The 17,969-nt window shown below is 43.6% G+C and carries 14 protein-coding genes; 3 read left to right on the top strand and 11 right to left on the bottom strand.

Going from position 1 to position 17,969, the window contains the following annotated elements; genetic code table 11:
* Window positions 1-805 precede the first annotated feature (805 nt).
* On the top strand, window positions 806-2,782 hold the full coding sequence (locus C8R34_RS03340) for a TonB-dependent siderophore receptor (protein ID WP_165872515.1): 1,977 nt from the start codon (window positions 806-808) through the stop codon (window positions 2,780-2,782).
* A gap of 106 nt (window positions 2,783-2,888) precedes the next feature.
* Here the strand turns inward: C8R34_RS03340 and C8R34_RS03335 are convergent, their stop codons facing one another.
* Both C8R34_RS03335 and C8R34_RS03330 read right to left on the bottom strand, forming a co-directional pair.
* Window positions 2,889-3,935 (bottom strand): HD domain-containing phosphohydrolase, encoded by a 1,047-nt coding sequence (locus C8R34_RS03335; RefSeq protein ID WP_110337830.1) that lies wholly within the window; start codon window positions 3,933-3,935, stop codon window positions 2,889-2,891.
* Between the two features lie 32 nt (window positions 3,936-3,967).
* Window positions 3,968-6,547: a YfiR/HmsC family protein gene (locus tag C8R34_RS03330; RefSeq protein ID WP_110337828.1), complete on the bottom strand. Its 2,580-nt coding sequence runs from the start codon at window positions 6,545-6,547 to the stop codon at window positions 3,968-3,970.
* A gap of 588 nt (window positions 6,548-7,135) precedes the next feature.
* On the opposite strand from C8R34_RS03330, the gene C8R34_RS03325 reads away from it, so the two are divergent.
* Window positions 7,136-8,242 (top strand): NADH:flavin oxidoreductase/NADH oxidase, encoded by a 1,107-nt coding sequence (locus tag C8R34_RS03325; RefSeq protein ID WP_110337826.1) that lies wholly within the window; start codon window positions 7,136-7,138, stop codon window positions 8,240-8,242.
* A 298-nt stretch (window positions 8,243-8,540) separates the two neighbouring features.
* Here the strand turns inward: C8R34_RS03325 and C8R34_RS03320 are convergent, their stop codons facing one another.
* Both C8R34_RS03320 and C8R34_RS03315 read right to left on the bottom strand, forming a co-directional pair.
* Complete coding sequence (locus tag C8R34_RS03320) at window positions 8,541-9,722, bottom strand: acyltransferase (RefSeq protein WP_110337824.1); 1,182 nt, start codon at window positions 9,720-9,722, stop codon at window positions 8,541-8,543.
* A gap of 406 nt (window positions 9,723-10,128) precedes the next feature.
* Entirely contained in the window at window positions 10,129-11,133 is a 1,005-nt protein-coding gene (locus C8R34_RS03315) for an NAD(P)-dependent alcohol dehydrogenase (RefSeq protein WP_110337821.1), read from the bottom strand.
* Window positions 11,134-11,327: 194 nt separating this feature from the next.
* Here C8R34_RS03315 and C8R34_RS03310 point away from each other — a divergent pair, with 194 nt between their 5' ends.
* A complete protein-coding gene (locus C8R34_RS03310; protein ID WP_110337819.1) occupies window positions 11,328-11,600 on the top strand; it encodes a TMEM165/GDT1 family protein in 273 nt (90 codons plus the stop codon).
* 33 nt (window positions 11,601-11,633) lie between these two features.
* Here the strand turns inward: C8R34_RS03310 and C8R34_RS03305 are convergent, their stop codons facing one another.
* The 7 genes from C8R34_RS03305 to cgtA form a co-directional block, all read right to left on the bottom strand.
* On the bottom strand, window positions 11,634-12,974 hold the full coding sequence (locus C8R34_RS03305) for an ATP-binding protein (RefSeq protein ID WP_110337817.1): 1,341 nt from the start codon (window positions 12,972-12,974) through the stop codon (window positions 11,634-11,636).
* On the bottom strand, window positions 12,971-13,657 hold the full coding sequence (locus C8R34_RS03300; protein WP_110337815.1) for a response regulator transcription factor: 687 nt from the start codon (window positions 13,655-13,657) through the stop codon (window positions 12,971-12,973). The genes C8R34_RS03305 and C8R34_RS03300 overlap by 4 nt, the downstream gene beginning before the upstream one ends.
* A 71-nt stretch (window positions 13,658-13,728) precedes the next feature.
* The gene (locus tag C8R34_RS03295; protein WP_110337813.1) at window positions 13,729-14,025 is read right to left on the bottom strand and encodes a PepSY domain-containing protein; all 297 of its coding nucleotides are present in this window, start codon (window positions 14,023-14,025) and stop codon (window positions 13,729-13,731) included.
* Window positions 14,026-14,105: 80 nt separating this feature from the next.
* The gene (locus C8R34_RS03290; RefSeq protein ID WP_110337811.1) at window positions 14,106-14,435 is read right to left on the bottom strand and encodes a hypothetical protein; all 330 of its coding nucleotides are present in this window, start codon (window positions 14,433-14,435) and stop codon (window positions 14,106-14,108) included.
* Window positions 14,436-14,562: 127 nt separating this feature from the next.
* Window positions 14,563-15,678 (bottom strand): DUF1624 domain-containing protein, encoded by a 1,116-nt coding sequence (locus C8R34_RS03285; RefSeq protein WP_258364335.1) that lies wholly within the window; start codon window positions 15,676-15,678, stop codon window positions 14,563-14,565.
* 47 nt (window positions 15,679-15,725) lie between these two features.
* Window positions 15,726-16,835, bottom strand: coding sequence for a glutamate 5-kinase (gene proB, locus C8R34_RS03280; RefSeq protein WP_110337809.1), 1,110 nt, complete (start codon window positions 16,833-16,835; stop codon window positions 15,726-15,728).
* On the bottom strand, window positions 16,829-17,893 hold the full coding sequence (gene cgtA, locus C8R34_RS03275; RefSeq protein WP_110337807.1) for an Obg family GTPase CgtA: 1,065 nt from the start codon (window positions 17,891-17,893) through the stop codon (window positions 16,829-16,831). The genes proB and cgtA overlap by 7 nt, the downstream gene beginning before the upstream one ends.
* Between the last annotated feature and the right edge of the window lie 76 nt (window positions 17,894-17,969).

Below are 17,969 nucleotides of genomic sequence, written 5' to 3'. Positions count from 1 at the left end.
AGCATCAGAAACCGCTGACTGAGCTTGAATTAGAGCCATCCAGAGTTAAGCAGGAATTAGCGGAAATGAAGATGGACGTGACTCCATAACTATTTGGTGGGCTTTATTGCATCACTGCTTTGGCACTTCGATGCCGTTTAAGATAGCGGGCGTCCATTCCATTACCTCAGATGTATAGTATCCAAGAAGATCCCTCATATTCTATCAGAGCCTTTACTTTTAATAAGTAAACATAGAATATGATATCGATAGCATCGGTGTCGCAATGTTTCCTGCAAGCGGTACTGACATAAAAACACCCATAAAGTACGCTGATATTGCTATGTGTCGCAGTAACAACTGGGGACGTAACAAGTTTATTTTTTTACAATAAAGTGATTAACCAAGAAAATATATCAGATGCAACCATAACAGGATCACATCCTTGCTGTATGAAGCAGATTTATCTTATTGGAACCAGCTTGATTTAATTAATATAGCCTGAATCTTCTTACAATTCTCACCAAATTAGTGCTCTGTGAGATCACGTGTGGTTTTCATATTTCATAAATTTGCGGAATGTGTTAGATATGATCTTGATTGATGCATAATCCGATACTAAACTGTTTGAGTTAAGGAACTATTTTTTGTATGTTTATTTTCATGAGAAAGAGAATAGCAGAAAATGGGCAAGAAAATCTTACTAGCGCAACTTTCTATTTTTTTATTATTTTGCAGTTACAATTTGCAAGCAACTGGGGCCACTAGTCGGTCTCATCCCACGAAAAGACCAGGTAATAACCGCGTATTGCAGGAATTATTAGCTTTGCCCTTAACTGAACTTTCAAGTGTAAAGTTTTTCCCGTCTGTTTCCTTAACACCAACATCGCAAAAAGAAATCCCTGGCTCAGTTACATTAATTCAGGGCAATCAGCTAAAAAACCATGGATTTAGAGACCTTAATCAAGCACTGGAAGCTTTGGTGCCCGGCGCTTATGTCGTCCATGATAATTTTGGCGTGCCAAATATTGGTATGCGCGGTGAAATGGGGAATTCTCGGTTGCTCTATGTTGTCAACGGCCTGGAATCGCGTCACGTCGCACAACGCGGCACGAATACAGAGCGCGATATCCCATTATTAGGCGATATTCAACATATCGGTGTATTAAGCGGGCCTGGCGGATCGATTCGCGGAAATGGTGCGACCACGGGTCTGATCGATGTGACCACGCATACCGGCTTGAGCTTTTCAGGTACGGATATCAATTTACGTCAGGGGTTTAATGAGTTTTTAAGCACACTGGAATTTCGGCATGGGCGGCGGTTAGGTGATAACAGGGGGTTGTTTATTTATGCGGGCGTGGCCTGGCAACCAGGCGTTTCGCGTGATTCGGCGCATTTGTTTTCAGGTCAATCCGGTATGACATTTGATGGACGCGAGGTTCTTGCCGGTTCGCCTGTGCCGTATCAAAATCCACATTTGCGGGAAAACTACGAAGATCAGAACAAATATAAGTTTCATGCGCAGTATGACGACGAATCGTGGAGTGCATGGATACGATATGTGCGCGGTGGTATCAAGAATCCCGTCGATACGGCCTTGCCGCTTGCCAGTGCATCACCGGTTCCTGGTCTCAGTGCTGATTTTCCGAATGGAATACAATATTTTTATCAACAAGCCACGGCTTCGTTGACAAGAAAAATCAAACTCAATGAGGCAACTCGACTGGAGCTCAATGCCTCTTATGACATGCTGGATTCTGCTCAAAATGCACCTGTAAGTGTTTTTACCAGCCGTTCCGATCGTGAAGATCATTTGGTTTCACGTAATCTGATTCGTTGGGAACCCCAGGACTCCAATATTAAAGCTGCTTTGGGTTATGAATTTCGGCATAATCGGCTAGGCATGCGCAGCCTTGAAAAAGGTGATCGGGATCATCAAGCCATTATGCTAACATCGGGTAAAGTAGAACCTTGGACGATCCTGAATCATGGAATATTTAGTGAAATCAACTGGAAGCCACGCGAAGATTGGGCCGTTTTTGCAGGAGGCCGTGTCGACTTTCATGAACATTCCAGCACATCGCTATCTCCTCGTTTCGCTATCACTAAAGATCTGAAGCATAATAATTCCCTACAGGTTGTTTACAGTAGAGCGGTTCGATTCTTAACCGAAGATGATATACGCGATTTTCGTATCGCTTACGGTCATGTAGGGGCTTTACCCGATAAGGTCGATAACCTCGAGTTGACCTACGAGCATCATCCAACCGATAAAATTCATGCCACTGTTACCCCTTGGCTAAACTGGCGGGCTAACAGTGAGGGTGATCATTACAATAATGGTTATCGCAATGCAGGAATTGACGCAACGCTTCGCTACACATCAGATAGCTTCAACGTCACACTATTACACAGTTATGGCACGACAGACCGTAATTTTGCCAGCACTGCTCGGGTTTTCTATCGATTTCCAGATCATCAGTCCAAGCTTATTTTAGACAAAAAATGGGGTAACGGTTTTCAAGCTTCCAGTTCACTGGTTGTAAACTGGAGCTTTGATCGCCTTAAGCATGAATTAGCAAAACTTAATATTACAGTCCCAGATGATGCATACGATACGTCGGCATTATGGAATGTGGGCCTATCAAAACAACTCGGTCGGGATCTTTATGTACGCCTTGATGGACATAATCTTCTAGCACTCGCAGATGATGAGCTGAGTCGGCGTAATTTTTTACAACCTGGTCTGTTCTGGACAGAACCAGCGTCTATGATGTTGACACTGCAAAAAGGCTATTGATTTCGTGGATTCAACCATCAGAATGCCTGAAATTGGAAAATTCCAAGTTCTGGGAAATGAGGATAGTTCCAACTCCAGATGAAATTCTTGCCTGTAATGCTTTTGATTAAAGTTTGTCTTGGTACAAATCTATTATATTCAAAAATTCTTTTTGCTGTGAAAGCAATATTTCAACGAGGGAAGGATCAAAATGCTTTCCTGATTCCTCACGAAAATAAGTCATGACCATATCAATCTCCCAAGCAGGTTTATAACAGCGTGCGCATGACAACGCATCCAAGACATCGGCGCATGCGACGATGCGTCCCGCTAAACTTATTTCATTGCCAGAAATTTGACGGGGATAGCCTGCCCCATCCCATTTCTCATGATGTTCATAGGCTATTTGTGCTGCCAGGGCTATTAGAGGACGAGGTGAGCCATGCAGTATCTCATACCCTAACACTGGATGAGATTGCATGATTCTCCATTCCTCCGGATCCAGCTTGCCAGCCTTGTGTAAAATGGAATCAGGTATTCCGATTTTTCCAATATCATGCATGGGTGAAGCGTATTTAATCAATTCAGCTTCTTCATTGCTGCAACCATAATGTTTTGCGAATAAATACGAAAATTCCGAGACTCTCTTAACATGCGAACCTGTTTCCCGTGATCTAGATTCACAAACCTCGCTCAACCTGAATAGCAATTCACCTTGGGTTTCGATAATTTCATGATTCAGAGCATTGATTTCGTTAAGCGCTGCGGCAACCAGATCTTCCATCTTGTCTTGATAGCACTTTATTTTGAGATGCGTAGCAACCCTGGCTTTAACTTCTTCTTCGCGAAACGGTTTAATAATATAGTCATTTCCACCCATTGAAAAAGCTTTGACTTTATCGGATACATCATCTAAAGCACTAATAAAGATAATAGGAATGGAGTTGCAAGAAGGCATATTTCTAATTATTTTGCAGACTTCGTAGCCATCCATATCAGGCATCCGAATATCCAGAAGAATGAGATCCGGAAGGGAATGATTAATGCTATCCAGTGCGAGCTTGCCGCTGGTGGCGGGGTGTATTTTGTAGTTTTCTTCTTTAAGGATAGTTGCCAGCGTTTTTAAATTGGCTAGCGTATCATCTACAATTAATACATCTGGTGGATTTTTCATAATTTCCTAGCTTAATTTTTGTTCGTTCGCCATTAGATTGTTTTTATATTTTTAATAATCGACTGTAAGTGCGTGAAATCGTAATTTTCGACAAGTACTCGCAAACTATCGGCCAATTCTGGGTGCTGTATCTTGATCGCATCAATAAGACTCATCGTTTTTTCGACATCAAGTGTCAATACCGCCGATTCTAAATCAAGTCTCTCATTCAGCGTAAGTTTTTTGAGTTCTACTTTTATGTCAACTTTGACTTTCTTGTTGCTATCTTCCCATGACTCTAGGTCTGTAAAGTCGCTTTGATATATAAACTCTAGCTGCAAGTGCTTTGCCAGGCAATCACGAATCTCTTCTGGTAAATACGGTTTTTTAATGAAATCATCAAAACCGTGCGGCATAATTTTTTCCTGCTCTTCTTTAAAAGCTGAAGCCGTTATAGCTATGATTTTAATATTCTTTCCCATTGGCAATTGGCGAATTAGTTCGGTTGCTTCAATGCCATCCATAACAGGCATTCTTATGTCCATAAAAATGATATCGAATTGATGGGTTTTAATTGCTTCTATTGCTTCTTCGCCATTTCCAGTCGATACAACTTCGCAATGTAAGTTATTAAGCGTATTTTCCAGATAAATTCTATTATCGCTAATGTCTTCAACAATCAATGCTTTTACTCTTTTTTGGTCAGGCTTTATTCCTAGAAATATTTTTTCAGTTCTGCACTGTAATGACGTCGCTTCATGCGGAGAACTGGATACAATGACATTAAATCTGAATGTTGAACCAAAGCCTTGTTTACTCTCTACACTGATTGATCCGTGCATATACTCAATGAGCTCTTTGCTGATGCTCAGGCCTAATCCTGTACCAGGCATTGAATTTTTTCTTTGATTATCTTTTGGTATTTGCTCAAAAGGACGAAATATTTTTTCAAAATTCTCAGCTGAAATTCCTATACCAGAATCTTTTATCTCACAAAGTAAATTAATTTTTTGATTCTCGCTTGGCTCGCATTTAATACACACCGAAATTTCACCTTCCTTAGTGTATTTAATTGCGTTATTGATCAAATTAATAAAAATTCTACGCAATTTACCTGCGTCTACGCGTATAAAATGTGGACAAGTAGGAGAAAGATCTAAGATTAAATTCAGATTTTTTTCTTCTGCTAGAATTTTCGACATATTTCCTACATCATTAATCATGCCGCGAAAATCTATGTCTTCTTCATACAGTTCAATTTTTCCAGATTCAATTTTAGACATTTCCAGAACATCATTGATGAGTCCCAGAAGATGATTAGCTGAGCGCGTGATAATATTCGAGTGTTCTTTGATATTTTGCGGTGTTATCGGGTTTTTGTAGATTAAATGTGAAAAACCTATAATGGCAGTGAGAGGATTACGTAACTCATGGCTCATATTCGATAAGAACGCGCTTTTTACTGATGCGTGATGTTCGGCAATTTTTTTTGCCTGTGCCAATTCCACTGCATTTTTTTCCAGCAATTGGTTCGATAGCCTTTTATTTCTGTACCCAATAAAGGTTATGATCAACAGCAGTACGGTCAGTAATCCGATAACCATGAGAAGGAATAAAAATCTCTGCTGGTAATGAATGATGGCTTCTTGTTTTTCAAGCTGATTGGTGGCTAACAGGATCTTCTGTTTTTTTTCATCTAGAATTCTTGTTTTTTCTTCTATGTCCAGTTTGAGCTGACCGTATCTAACTTCGCTATCATGAATCGCTTTATTCTTTTGAATAAGCATCGCCTGTATTTTTTGCGTGTTCAATCTCAGTATTTCTAGTTCTGCTTGTTCCTTTTCAATTTTTTTCTGCAGCTTTGCGATTTCACTATTTTGTTGATTTATTTTTTCCTCTGCATCAGATAATTGTCGCGAAAGCCGTGATTCTTCGTTCTTAGTTCTTGTAAGATCAGCTTTCAATTGCGTGTCTTTAGCTTGCTGAGAGGCAATGTTTTGTTTTAGGACTTGTAATAATTGATCCTGAGCCTGGAGGTTTTGTAGCCCTTCCTTATACAACTGGGCAACGTCAATTTCGGTACCTCCCAACAGAATGATGTCGGGGTTAAGGCTTAAGTTACGGTTTAAAATATTTGCCTTATTGATTTTGAATGAAATCTTGTTACCTGAAGCTTCCCTTAAATCTATCAGTGCGATCCGATCATTATTCAGATCATTGGAAATGAGCAGCGTATTTGTATTTTGCGTTACCGGAAAAACTTGCGAGTATTTCTCTATTGCATTCTTGGCGACAAAAATCAGCTCGACACTATTCGGTATATTGTCGCCAGTACTGCGAGTGATTCTGAGTTCTTTTCCATGTAATTTTCTAATTTGTGAGATTATCCTGAGCTGATCTTCTGTCTGACTATCTTTGTCAATGAGGTGTAAGTGATAAAAATCCTTTTGAGAGGAATTAGGCCATTGAATATGTTCAGCTAGTTTAAAAATATATACGGCTAATAAATGCTCCTTCGAATGCGTTGTTGCATATGTATTATTTACTGTAAAGGAAAACAATAACAATAGAAATGACGATATAAAATACCGAGAATCTCTTGATTGCTTGGAGTGTTCTAAAATCTTAAACATAATTTTCCCTTAGTTTTCCGAATGCCCTATTTTTTTGGAAATTAAGATTATGAAAAAATATAAATAAGCGTAGAAGATTGCATTGCGCTCAGTTACACCGCAATTTCATCTGATAGCGTGTCAGGAATGAAAAATATTATGTTCACACTGAAGAGATCCCAGCAACAGTTGCATGGCTTTTAATAGCTAGATTCACTGCATTTTTACCAAGCTTGCTAACTATGTAACTTCCGCAGTGTATCAAGAATGACAGTATGCATAACCGACATTTCCGTTTCCCTCCAGAAGGTTGCATAGATTTTTTAAAATAAGTTTATCATGAAAGATTCCAAACTAGCAGGCATGATCTGTTAATTTAGAAGTATGTTAAAAAATCGATGCGTTCTCAGTGATATGCCAACCAATAGAGTAGCTCTGTAGCTGGATAAAAACACAGCGTGTTCGATTGTTGATATGGTATCTCCAGGCAAGTAATATATCGCTTTAATGTTGGTAAGAATAATCTGATGAACTGTCAGTGGCGATGACCATTAATCAGATATTAGACCTTACGAACCTAAAACCTATAAAAAATAAAGAGAAAAAACGATGAGCACTTTATTTGAATCGTTCAAGTTAAAAGATATAACTTTACGCAATCGCATTGCTGTACCACCCATGTGTCAGTACTCTGCCATTGATGGTGTACCTAATGATTGGCATTTTGCACATTATTCAGGGCTTGCAAGAGGTGGAGCTGGTCTTGTTATTGTAGAAGCGACCGGGGTTTCCCCAGATGGACGGATTACAAATGCTTGCACAGGACTATGGAATGACGAGCAAGCAATTGAACATGCGAGAATTGCTCAGTCAATTAAAAAGGCAGGCGCAATTCCTGGAATTCAGATTGCCCATGCAGGCATGAAAGCCAGTGCAAATAAGCCATGGGAGGGAGATGATCATATTTCGATCGATCAACCCAATGCTTGGGAAACGATCGCGCCTTCTGCTACATCATTCGGAACCGACGCGTTAAATCGAGTGCCACGCGCCATGACAAAAGATGATATTTCTCGTGTGCAAAATGATTTTGTAGCAGCGGCCAAGCGGGCTCTAGATGTGGGTTATGAATGGTTGGAATTGCACTTTGCGCATGGCTATCTGGCGCAGAGTTTTTTTTCTCGTCACACCAATCAGCGCACCGATGAATATAACGGAAATGCAGAGAATCGTGGCCGGTATCTGTTGGAAACTATGAGAGCCGTACGCAAGATCTGGCCTGAGAACCTGCCTTTTACAATACGTTTTGGTGCATTGGAGTTTGATGGTCATGATGCAGAAACACTTCGGGAAGCAATTGTATTGACAAAGAAATTTAAAGAGAACGGTCTTGATTTTATGAGCGTAAGCATAGGCTTTTCGACACCAAAAGCAAAAATTCCTTGGGGACCGGCTTTTCTGGCCCCTTATGCCAGACGCATAAAGGAAGAAGCCGGTATTCCGGTCGGATCGGCTTGGGGTTTTGATACCCCATCGCTTGCCGATGCCTCCGTTCGTAATGGAGACCTGGACATTGTATTCGTTGGTCGTGCACATTTGGCAAATCCGCATTGGGCTTACAAGGCGGCTCTCGATCTTGGCATTAAACAACCCGAGCAAATACTTCCTGATCAGTACAAATTCTGGTTGGAACGCTATCACATGCGTAGCGCTTAATATGCTTGTGATTGCAAGACACAACCCATAATCGAATTTTCATTCGATACCAACAACACAGATTCTGATCAATGCTGACACTGTCGCTCATAACAAAAACAGCATCTTCGCTAGCTAAATAAACAACCACCGGCCAAAGCCGGTGGGTTTGAGTTACGGACTGAAAGTCCGGATATGCATCTGTTAAATTTTATGCATCATCAGACACATACATCGCCAGACAACTCCTGAAACTCATGATGCTTGTTGGCAATCAGGAAGAATTTTAGCGATTTGATAAATCACCGAAAAGATATGTTCATCTTTTTCTTTCACTAGATATCAATGCCAACTGCCAGTTTGGTGAATACTTGGAATACTTGGTTTCAAGTAAGCCATTCAATCGCAAGCTAATCCATTGTCGCGCGGGTATTTCCAGGTGTCGATAGCTCCCGACTGCGATTGGAATGACTAAACCAATCATGCAGACAACAAATAGCACCGATCCCATTACACTGCTTTGCACGGGCAGCCCGGTGAAGCTCTCCCAATCTTGTTTGGCAATAAACTTGATCAGGTAATGCCACATATAGATAGAAAACGACAGCAACCCAATCGTATGAACATAGCGCGTGTCGAGACAATTGCATAAATAGCCACGATCTTCCCAGGTCACCAAAACGATCAAGGCCATCAAACCAATCGATAAAATATCGGTTACACCAAAGTGAAGCGAGAAAAAAAGTGCAATACAGGCAGCAATCTGAATACACGTCAAACTTCTTTCCGAGACAGCAGAAACCGCCTCACGCCCCAAGAACAACATCATACCGATCGTGAAAGCCGACGCAGCGCGTATGGTAGACAAGCGAAAGTTCTCATCGACATCGCTACTGGTAGCAATGCATAAACAATAGAAAAGCACTGCAGTGCATGACAGCGCAACCAAAGCCAGCTTACGGTTGTCGCCATTTATAGTCAGCAGCACAGCAAAAATCAGATAGCAGAAAAATTCCGCACTCAGAGACCATGAGGGGAAATTCCACGTTACCCAATCAAATATACCCCATGCGTGAATCAGAAATAGATTGGCTATTAATGATTCAACATTTCGTAAGGAGTCATCGAATCCACAGCAAGGCTCTTCTCCCAATCCCCAATTTATGAATGCAACCATAATAAAAAATAGCAGTGTTGCCACAAGCGATATCAGATGCAATGGATATATTCGAGCAATTCGAGCAATCAGATAATGCATCGTGTCACGCATGCTATAGCGCTTCGGGTGTTCGATATCATACACATACGCCATGACAAAACCGCTGAGAATAAAGAAGAAATCTACCCAAAGATAACCTTTATACAGAAAAAATGTAAATTCATCGGGATCTATCGATGAATGAAAAAAGGATCGAAAATGAACGAAGACAACTATCAAAGCTGCCAAACCTCGCAGGGAAGTATGCGAACGAATTTCTTTTTTGCGTGATATATGAATCATAAAATGAGCTTTCCAGTGATGAAGCCTCCAATCATTTAAGACAAGAGGTTTTTATTCTATTTTTCAGAAGTATTAAGATTTGATTTTTTTGATTTAATCAGATAGTTACCGAGCTAATCGGGTAGCTGTTGTATCGAATACTACTCAGTATTATAAAGGCATTGGGCAACGATTGCGCTTTTGAATGTCAACCGGCATACAAAATTTACTAAAATAGTGAGTAAATCAGTACGGAAAAGTTCCCATTGCGATAATTGTGGTCAAATCAAACTTTTTGTTTCGCTAACTATGAAGACAGAGAATCGCGCAATACTCGAAAATCTACCGAGCTAATGATTTGAGACAGTTTGCTGCGTTGCGTGTGCCTTATTTTGCCTAATTCAACAATTTATTCAGGACAAATCTGTTATTGATTACTCAAAACAATGCGGTATTTGGTTTTGCCGCTTGCCAGTCTGGTAAGTGCTTCATTCACCTGATCAAAACGAAACACTTCAATGATGGGTTCGATTTTATGTTGCTCGGCAAAACGCAGCATGGTGGCTATACCGGTGGGGCTGCCGACGGGCGAACCTGAAACCGAGCGCTGGCTGGCAATCAACGGAAACACATTGATATCAACCGACTCAAGCGGTACTCCCAGGAAATGCAGACGGCCTTTAGGACGTAAGGTTGCGATATAGGCATTCCAATCCAGCTTTACATTGACGGTCGTTAGAATCAGATCAAAGCGATTAGCCGCAGCGGCCAGTTCGGTTGGATTCTTCGTATCCAGTACATCATGCGCACCCAACGCTAAGGCTTCTTTCTTTTTGTCATCACTCGATGTGAAGGCGGTTACTCGACAACCCCACGCTCTTAAAAACTGCAATGCGATATGACCCAAGCCACCAATACCGATGACAGCTACTTTAGCGGTAGGCGGAACGTCGAATTGCAGCAGCGGATTGAAAACCGTGATGCCGCCACAGAACAGTGGCCCTGCACTTTGCGCGTTGAGGCTATCTGGCAATGCCACAACGCTGGCAGCGTCGGCGCGCACTTTGTCGGCAAAACCGCCGTGACGGCCTACGATCGTGGATTCCGATTGTGCGCACAGATTATGATCGCCGGACATGCAATTGTGGCAGGTCATGCAATAACCGGAATGCCACCCCAGGCCGACGCGTTGTCCCACAGCAAGATTGTTGACATGCACGCCCTTGGCTGCGATCGTACCGATGATCTCATGCCCCGGTACAAATGGATATCGCGTGATTCCCCAGTTGTTGTACAGCATGCTCAGATCGCTGTGGCAAATGCCGCAATGCTCGATGGCTATCTCAACATCATGTTCACCCAACGGTCCGGGATCGTATTCAAAAGGTTGGAGCTTTCCACCCGACTCAAACGCTGCATAAGCTTTAATCATGAGTTTTCCTTTTACATGAACGGGTTAATCTTGACTATCAGATCGTTTTGCAGAAACCCCATAGATTTTTTTACGAAGAACATGCTACTAGTCATTTATTATCACTGTTTTTTGTAAAAAGATACATGGTTTCTATATGATCACCGCTTTGAATCGAACCACATCAATACACCATTAATTTTCAGGATATAAAAATGGATTACAGAATATTATTAACCGTTTTTGCCACGGTATTTATTGCCGAACTGGGTGACAAAACGCAATTGGCGACCATGCTGTTTGCTGCCGACAAGGAAGTCAGTAAATGGACGGTATTTATCGGCGCATCATTGGCATTGATCGCAACTTCGGCAATTGGTGTCTTGGCAGGCAGCGTCATTTCCGACTATATCAGTGCGAAACACCTGCATTATATCGCCGGCGTTGGATTTATCATCATCGGTATGTGGACGTTGATAAAAGCTTAAAAAAAGTGGATTGGAATGTGCGATGCGAACAGGTTATTTGCTCTTCCTCAAACGCAGGGTAACGCAGGCGCCCCCGCTTGGATTATTCTCAATCGACAGTTCTCCGCCATACACTTGAATGATATCGCGCACAATCGCCAAGCCAATGCCATGACCCGGTGTAGATTGATCGGCACGCACGCCGCGCTCCAGGATTCTGGCGATTTCATGCGGTGGGATTCCGGGACCGTCGTCTTTGACTTGGATGATTATCCAGTTTTCCTGATAACCCGCAAACAGATGGATGCTCTGGCGGCACCATTTGAAAGCGTTGTCGACCAAGTTACCGAGCAATTCCATCAAATCACCTTCGTCAATGCGCAAGCCGATGGCATCGTCGATATCGATAGCGATTTCCGGGTATTTGGTGCGATACGCTTTTGCAACGGTCGCCACAATTCGGTCGACCATCGGACGTAGTATGATCAATCCCATGCCTGGCGAGCTGCCGGCAGTGGCAGCACGACGCAGCTGATACTGAATGATGTTGTCCATACGGTCGATTTGTTCATGAATCGTTTTGCGCCGGGATTGTTCATCGTCTTCGCTATTCACCGCGCCTTGGAGAACGGCGAGCGGCGTTTTAAGACTATGTGCCAGGTCTGCAAGGCCGTTACGGTAGCGTTTTTGTTGCTTGTGTTCATGGTTGATCAAAGAATTGATGCTATCGGTTAACAGCTTCAATTCACTGGGATAATTCCCTTTCAGGTTTTCCTGCCGGCCGGATTCTATCGCTACCAGTTCAGCAGAAACTTTGCGCAGCGGTTGCAGGCCCCAGCGCAACACTCCCATTTGCGTGGTCAGCAACAAAACAACCATGACACTGAGCCATCCCCACAGGTCTTCACGATAACGTTCTATCTGTGCCTCAAACAATTCGGTATTAATGATGACAAAATAGGTCAGTGGATAATCACCCGATGGTGTTTCCCAGGCAACTCCGTAGCTGTACATAAAATGAGGCTTGCCATCGATCATGATTTCCGCGAATTCTTTTTTGCCTTTTTCAAGCAGAGCCACTGCTGGAATTTGCTCATTGAGCGATGAAGTGGAGCGCCAGGCAATGGTATTGGTCTGATCGATGATAAATGCATACGTATCTGAATTGATGTGACCTAATTCTGCGTCCAGCAAGTTGGTCGATACGTCCAGCGCACCGGATTCTTCTGTTTCCGAATCTCCCATGAGCATCAGTAGCTTGGCAAACAAACGATCCTGCACCCCTAACCGCGCACTATCATAAAATGCGCGATCCAGCGTTAATGCAATGCCTACGACAAAGATCAACAAAACCAGCGTTGCACTGAATAAAATGCGCTGATTTAACGACATCATGAAGATTTATTGCACTCCAAGGTAAAGCGATAACCTCGGCCACGCATGGTTTCAATCGGATTAAGGGTGCCGTCTGGATCGAGTTTGCGGCGCAAGCGACCGACCATGACTTCCAATACATTGCTGTCGCGATCTTCATCGTGCGGATACAGATAATCGGCCAATGTATGTTTGGAAAGAATCTCACCATGATGGCGCACCAGTTCTTCCAATAAGCGGTACTCAAACGATGTCAGCTCTATCGTTTCCCCATTGACAGCGACGGATTGGGAAGTAACATCCAGCGATATGGGACCGCAGTCCAATATCGTCTGTGGAATGCCGGTCGAACGGCGCAACAGTGCCTTGACCCTAGCTTGTAGTTCTTCCATCTGAAACGGTTTGGTCAGGTAATCATCCGCGCCCATTTCAAGCCCTTGTACTTTGTCTTGCCAACTGCTTCTGGCGGTTAAGATCAAAATGGGCAGCAGACTTCCTTTTTCGCGCAGTGCCTTGATAATTTCCAACCCTGATTTTCCAGGCAATCCAATATCAATAATGGCGGCATCGAGCGGATACTCCGTGGCAAAAAACAATCCTTCATTGCCATCATTGCATGTATCGACCATGTAACCCGCCGTTTCCAGTTGTTGACGAATCTGGTTCTGTAATTTGATTTCATCTTCGATCACTAGGATGCGCATAGTTTTCAGTATTCTTGAAAATTCAAAATAAAGGGGATACGAATCTGCATGACATCTCAATTAACAAGCAGTTAATGGGTCGATATAATTGCTCCATCCAGCGCATTGATTAAAATAATATGTATTGTGCCTTGAGAGCTGAGAATTTTAATGCGATAAACATCGTCAGAATGGTTAATTGCTAGCACACGACCTTTGAAACGCTGTTGCGCGATGGTGATTGCTTTTTGTTCGGTGATACCGGCAGAAGGGATGGTGCTATTGGTACGGTAATAGTTGGCAGCGTTATTTTGCCAGCCGGCTGATGCTTGCGCAATCGGGCCGGCCAATACCACCACAACCACTAAAATTTCCCGCCATCTATTCATTACCTGACAGTCCTGAGTACTGGATGTATGCGTTGAACTGGTAACAGGTTGACCAAACTACCTGTTACCAGCACTCTGGCTTAGAAGCGTAACATAAAGCTCGCATCTCCGGTACTAATGCCCATCATCATCTGAGGAGGAATACCATACACCGGCCCATAAACTGGTGCTGGATAGTAGTTATACCGGGGTTGCGGATAGTACGGACGGTAATAACCGCGTGGTTGGCTATAGGTATAGTTATAACCACCACCCATATGATGGTGCTGATGATGATGACCGTGATGGTGACCATGATGATGGTGACCATGATGGCCTCTGCCTGCCTGTGCCAAAGTAGGAACGGTCAAAACGCATGCCAATAACAAAGTTGCTAAAAAGCCGGTCCAGACTGTTTTTTTGGTTTCCATGATGCATCTCCTTTCTTCAGTTATTTGATCCAGGTTAATTCCTGATGGCACCAATGTACACAGGTCAACATGAATAAAAACTGAATGAAGCGAAGGTTCTGCACATATCCGCAACCAATTGATCATATTACAAAAAACGCAACAAACTTTGTGGATATCGCCATTTCAATGAACGGTAGATACGGCAGACCGGGTACAAAATCACCAACACCAACAAAGTAATCCAGTAAGTCTGTTCCAGGCTGCTCCGCTCCAACACGAGGCGCAATACCGCCAGCACACAGAAATGAGCAAGGTAAAAAAACAACGCGGTTTGCCCGAAGACTAAGACGGGACCATTGGAATTGATAGTTTCTTTGAATGACTCTAACCGCATTAGCAGTACAAGAATGACCGCCATCAAACCCAGTTCCAGCAAGGTATAAGCCAAGCTGGGCGGATATTTGCTGATATGCAGCCACTGCACCAGCGTGTTTCCTTCCAAGACCATGAATAGGTTGCCATAACCATTAAAACTGCGGATAACCACAAACAAAATCAGCGCTGCCACGCCGCTAACCATCAATAAGTGCTCTGTCGACCACGAACCAAGCTGCTTTGACATTAATCGCTCACCGAACACCCAACCCAGCATCATCATGCCCAACCAAGGCAACGCAGGATATAACACGGTATAGGTTTCGCCGAATACCGGCGCAAAAGTGACCGCCAGCCACAGCGGTACGTTACCGCCCGGTTCCCACATCATTATGAGCAATAACTCACTGCCTGCAAGTATCAATATCGCCAAAAAGAAAACCAGGTGCGTGCCCAGGCGTTGCAAAAAAACTATCAACATCATGCTGATTCCGATGGCGTACAACACTTGCAACACGATCTTGCCGGAAATCAGGGAAAATACACAGATATCCAGTAAAGCAATGAAAGCACCACGAATCAATAATTCACGATCAATTACAGATTGACTGATGCCTTGCTGACGACACTGAAAATTGCTGATGGCAATGGATGTACCGGCGAGAAAAACAAAAGTGGGGGCACAGATATGCGTGATCCAGCGTGTCAGAAACTGATCGGTGGCAAACAAATCGCCAGGTTGGTAAAGCAATACCGAATCAGCAAAAATTCGGTTCGTATTAAAGAACCATGACGCGTGATCAAGCGCCATCAGAATCATGACAAACCCACGTAGCCAGTCGATGGCTGCGATACGTTGCGAGTTTTTATCGAATTGAATGATCACGAGTTCCTCCGGGTGGAGTCAAACTGATTGCACATCCCCAACCCAAGCTAGAGCAAAACCAGATTATTTCGGTGAATTAATTCCGGTTCGTCGACATAACCAAGTATGGCTTCAATTTCACTGCTAGCCTGCCTCAAAATTTTTTGAGTTTCCACCGCGCTATAATTTATCAAGCCGCGAGCTATCTCACGACCTTCTCTATCCAGGCAGGATACGGCTTCTCCGCGCTCGAATTCGCCGTTGACGCTAATAACACCAATGGGCAACAAGCTTTTTCCATCTGCAGAAAGCGCCTTCACGGCACCTTGATCCAGCGTGACATAGCCACGCACTTGCAAATAATCGGCAAGCCATTGCTTACGCGCCGCCAATACCGGTATCTTGGCCAGAAAACGTGTACCGATTGCTTCATCTTGGCTCAGGCGTATCAACACATTATCTTCACGACCGGAAGCGACAATGGTGTCCGCGCCACTGCGCGCCGCACGCTTTGCCGCGGTCACTTTAGTTTGCATGCCACCACGACTAATACTGCTGCCAACACCGCCGGCCATCTTTTCAAGCGCCGGATCACCGGCATGCACTTCACTCAATAACTTTGCATCCGGATTCTTACGTGGGTCGCTGGTAAATAAACCCGCCTGATCGGTCAGAATAACCAGCACATCGGCTTCAATTAGGTTAGTCACCAGCGCCGCCAAGGTGTCATTATCGCCAAAGCGAATTTCATCAATCGAAACCGTATCATTTTCGTTAATGATGGGAATGATATTGAGCTTCAATAAAGTCGTAAGCGTTGAACGTGCGTTGAGATAGCGTTTCCGATTGGACAAATCTTCGTGAGTCAAAAGCACTTGGGCAGTCTGCAGACCATACTGAGAAAAACTGGAAGCATAGGCTTGTGCCAGCCCCATTTGCCCAACCGCAGCCGCAGCTTGCAATTCATACAGTGCGGTAGGCCGACTCTCCCAGTTCAAACGATGCATGCCCTCGGCAATCGCACCCGATGAAACTAAGATGATTTCCTTGCCCATTTGCTCGAGGTTTGCGATTTGCGCTGCCCAGCAAGCCAGTGCGGCGTGATCAAGCCCTTTGCCTTGATTGGTCACCAGGCTGCTGCCCACTTTGATGACAATACGGTGTGCTTGCTTTAACATGGATTGACGAGATCGTTTTCTGGGGTTTGACTTTCAGTTTGCGGTGGCAAATTCTGCTCCAGATAATCCATGATGGCATAGGTTAAAAGCTTACAACCTTCGCCTGTCAATGCAGAAATGACAAAATATTTGTCTTGCCATCCCAGTTTGTCAACAAATTGACGGCATAACTCATCACGATTTTCTTCCGGCATCATGTCGATTTTATTGAGCACCAACCAACGCGGCTTTTGATACAGGGATTCATCATATTTCTGTAACTCTTTTACCAACGCATGGGCTTCATGCACAAGATCCGTGTCTTCATTCAATGGCGCCATATCAATGACATGCAGTAACAGCCGGGTACGTGTTAAATGTTTTAAAAACCGATGCCCTAATCCCACACCTTCGGCAGCGCCTTCAATCAAACCAGGGATATCTGCCATGACGAAACTGCGATTCTGATCAACTCGCACCATACCTAGATTAGGTTCCAATGTTGTGAAGGGATAATCCGCTACTTTGGGGCGCGCGGCAGATACCGCACGTATGAGTGTAGATTTCCCGGCATTCGGCATACCCAACAATCCCACATCCGCCAGCACTTTAAGTTCCAGTTTTAATTCAAATTCTTGCCCTGGCTCACCATAGGTAAACTGACGTGGAGCACGGTTAGTGCTCGATTTAAAATGCAGATTGCCAATGCCTCCTGTCCCACCTTTGGCCAAAAGCGTTTTTTGCTGATCGTGCGTCAAATCGGCAATCGTTTCACCCGTGTTGATATCCTTAATGAGCGTACCAACCGGCATATGCAGCACGATATCTTCAGCACTCTTTCCATAGCGGTCAGAGCCTTGACCATTTTGTCCATTCCTGGCGCGATGAATGCGCGCAAAACGATAGTCAATCAGTGTATTGATATTACGATCCGCCATTGCAAATACACTACCGCCACGCCCGCCATCGCCACCGTCAGGGCCGCCTTTAGGAATATATTTCTCACGCCGAAAACTGGCGACACCATCACCGCCTTTACCAGCTAGCACTTGAATAACCGCTTCATCAATAAACTTCATAAACCCTAGTTATCTATTTCCTACTATTTATATGACCCTGCAAACAAAAAAGCCCCATCACTTTAGATAGGGCTTC

It is taken from the genome of Nitrosomonas sp. Nm84 (assembly GCF_003201565.1).
Taxonomy (GTDB): Bacteria; Pseudomonadota; Gammaproteobacteria; order Burkholderiales; family Nitrosomonadaceae; genus Nitrosomonas.
Note: the sequence above shows the minus strand (reverse complement) of the source record. Positions and strands in the feature narration are given on the sequence as shown.

What these genes read in the sequence shown, in the direction of transcription:
- cgtA (WP_110337807.1), bottom strand. Translation starts at nt 17,893, where the DNA reads ATGAAGTTTATTGATGAAGCGGTTATTCAAGTGCTAGCTGGTAAAGGC.
- C8R34_RS03305 (WP_110337817.1), bottom strand. Translation starts at nt 12,974, where the DNA reads ATGATGTCGTTAAATCAGCGCATTTTATTCAGTGCAACGCTGGTTTTG.
- C8R34_RS03290 (WP_110337811.1), bottom strand. Translation starts at nt 14,435, where the DNA reads ATGGAAACCAAAAAAACAGTCTGGACCGGCTTTTTAGCAACTTTGTTA.
- C8R34_RS03310 (WP_110337819.1), top strand. Translation starts at nt 11,328, where the DNA reads ATGGATTACAGAATATTATTAACCGTTTTTGCCACGGTATTTATTGCC.
- C8R34_RS03295 (WP_110337813.1), bottom strand. Translation starts at nt 14,025, where the DNA reads ATGAATAGATGGCGGGAAATTTTAGTGGTTGTGGTGGTATTGGCCGGC.
- C8R34_RS03330 (WP_110337828.1), bottom strand. Translation starts at nt 6,547, where the DNA reads ATGTTTAAGATTTTAGAACACTCCAAGCAATCAAGAGATTCTCGGTAT.
- C8R34_RS03325 (WP_110337826.1), top strand. Translation starts at nt 7,136, where the DNA reads ATGAGCACTTTATTTGAATCGTTCAAGTTAAAAGATATAACTTTACGC.
- proB (WP_110337809.1), bottom strand. Translation starts at nt 16,835, where the DNA reads ATGTTAAAGCAAGCACACCGTATTGTCATCAAAGTGGGCAGCAGCCTG.
- C8R34_RS03315 (WP_110337821.1), bottom strand. Translation starts at nt 11,133, where the DNA reads ATGATTAAAGCTTATGCAGCGTTTGAGTCGGGTGGAAAGCTCCAACCT.
- C8R34_RS03320 (WP_110337824.1), bottom strand. Translation starts at nt 9,722, where the DNA reads ATGATTCATATATCACGCAAAAAAGAAATTCGTTCGCATACTTCCCTG.
- C8R34_RS03300 (WP_110337815.1), bottom strand. Translation starts at nt 13,657, where the DNA reads ATGCGCATCCTAGTGATCGAAGATGAAATCAAATTACAGAACCAGATT.
- C8R34_RS03335 (WP_110337830.1), bottom strand. Translation starts at nt 3,935, where the DNA reads ATGAAAAATCCACCAGATGTATTAATTGTAGATGATACGCTAGCCAAT.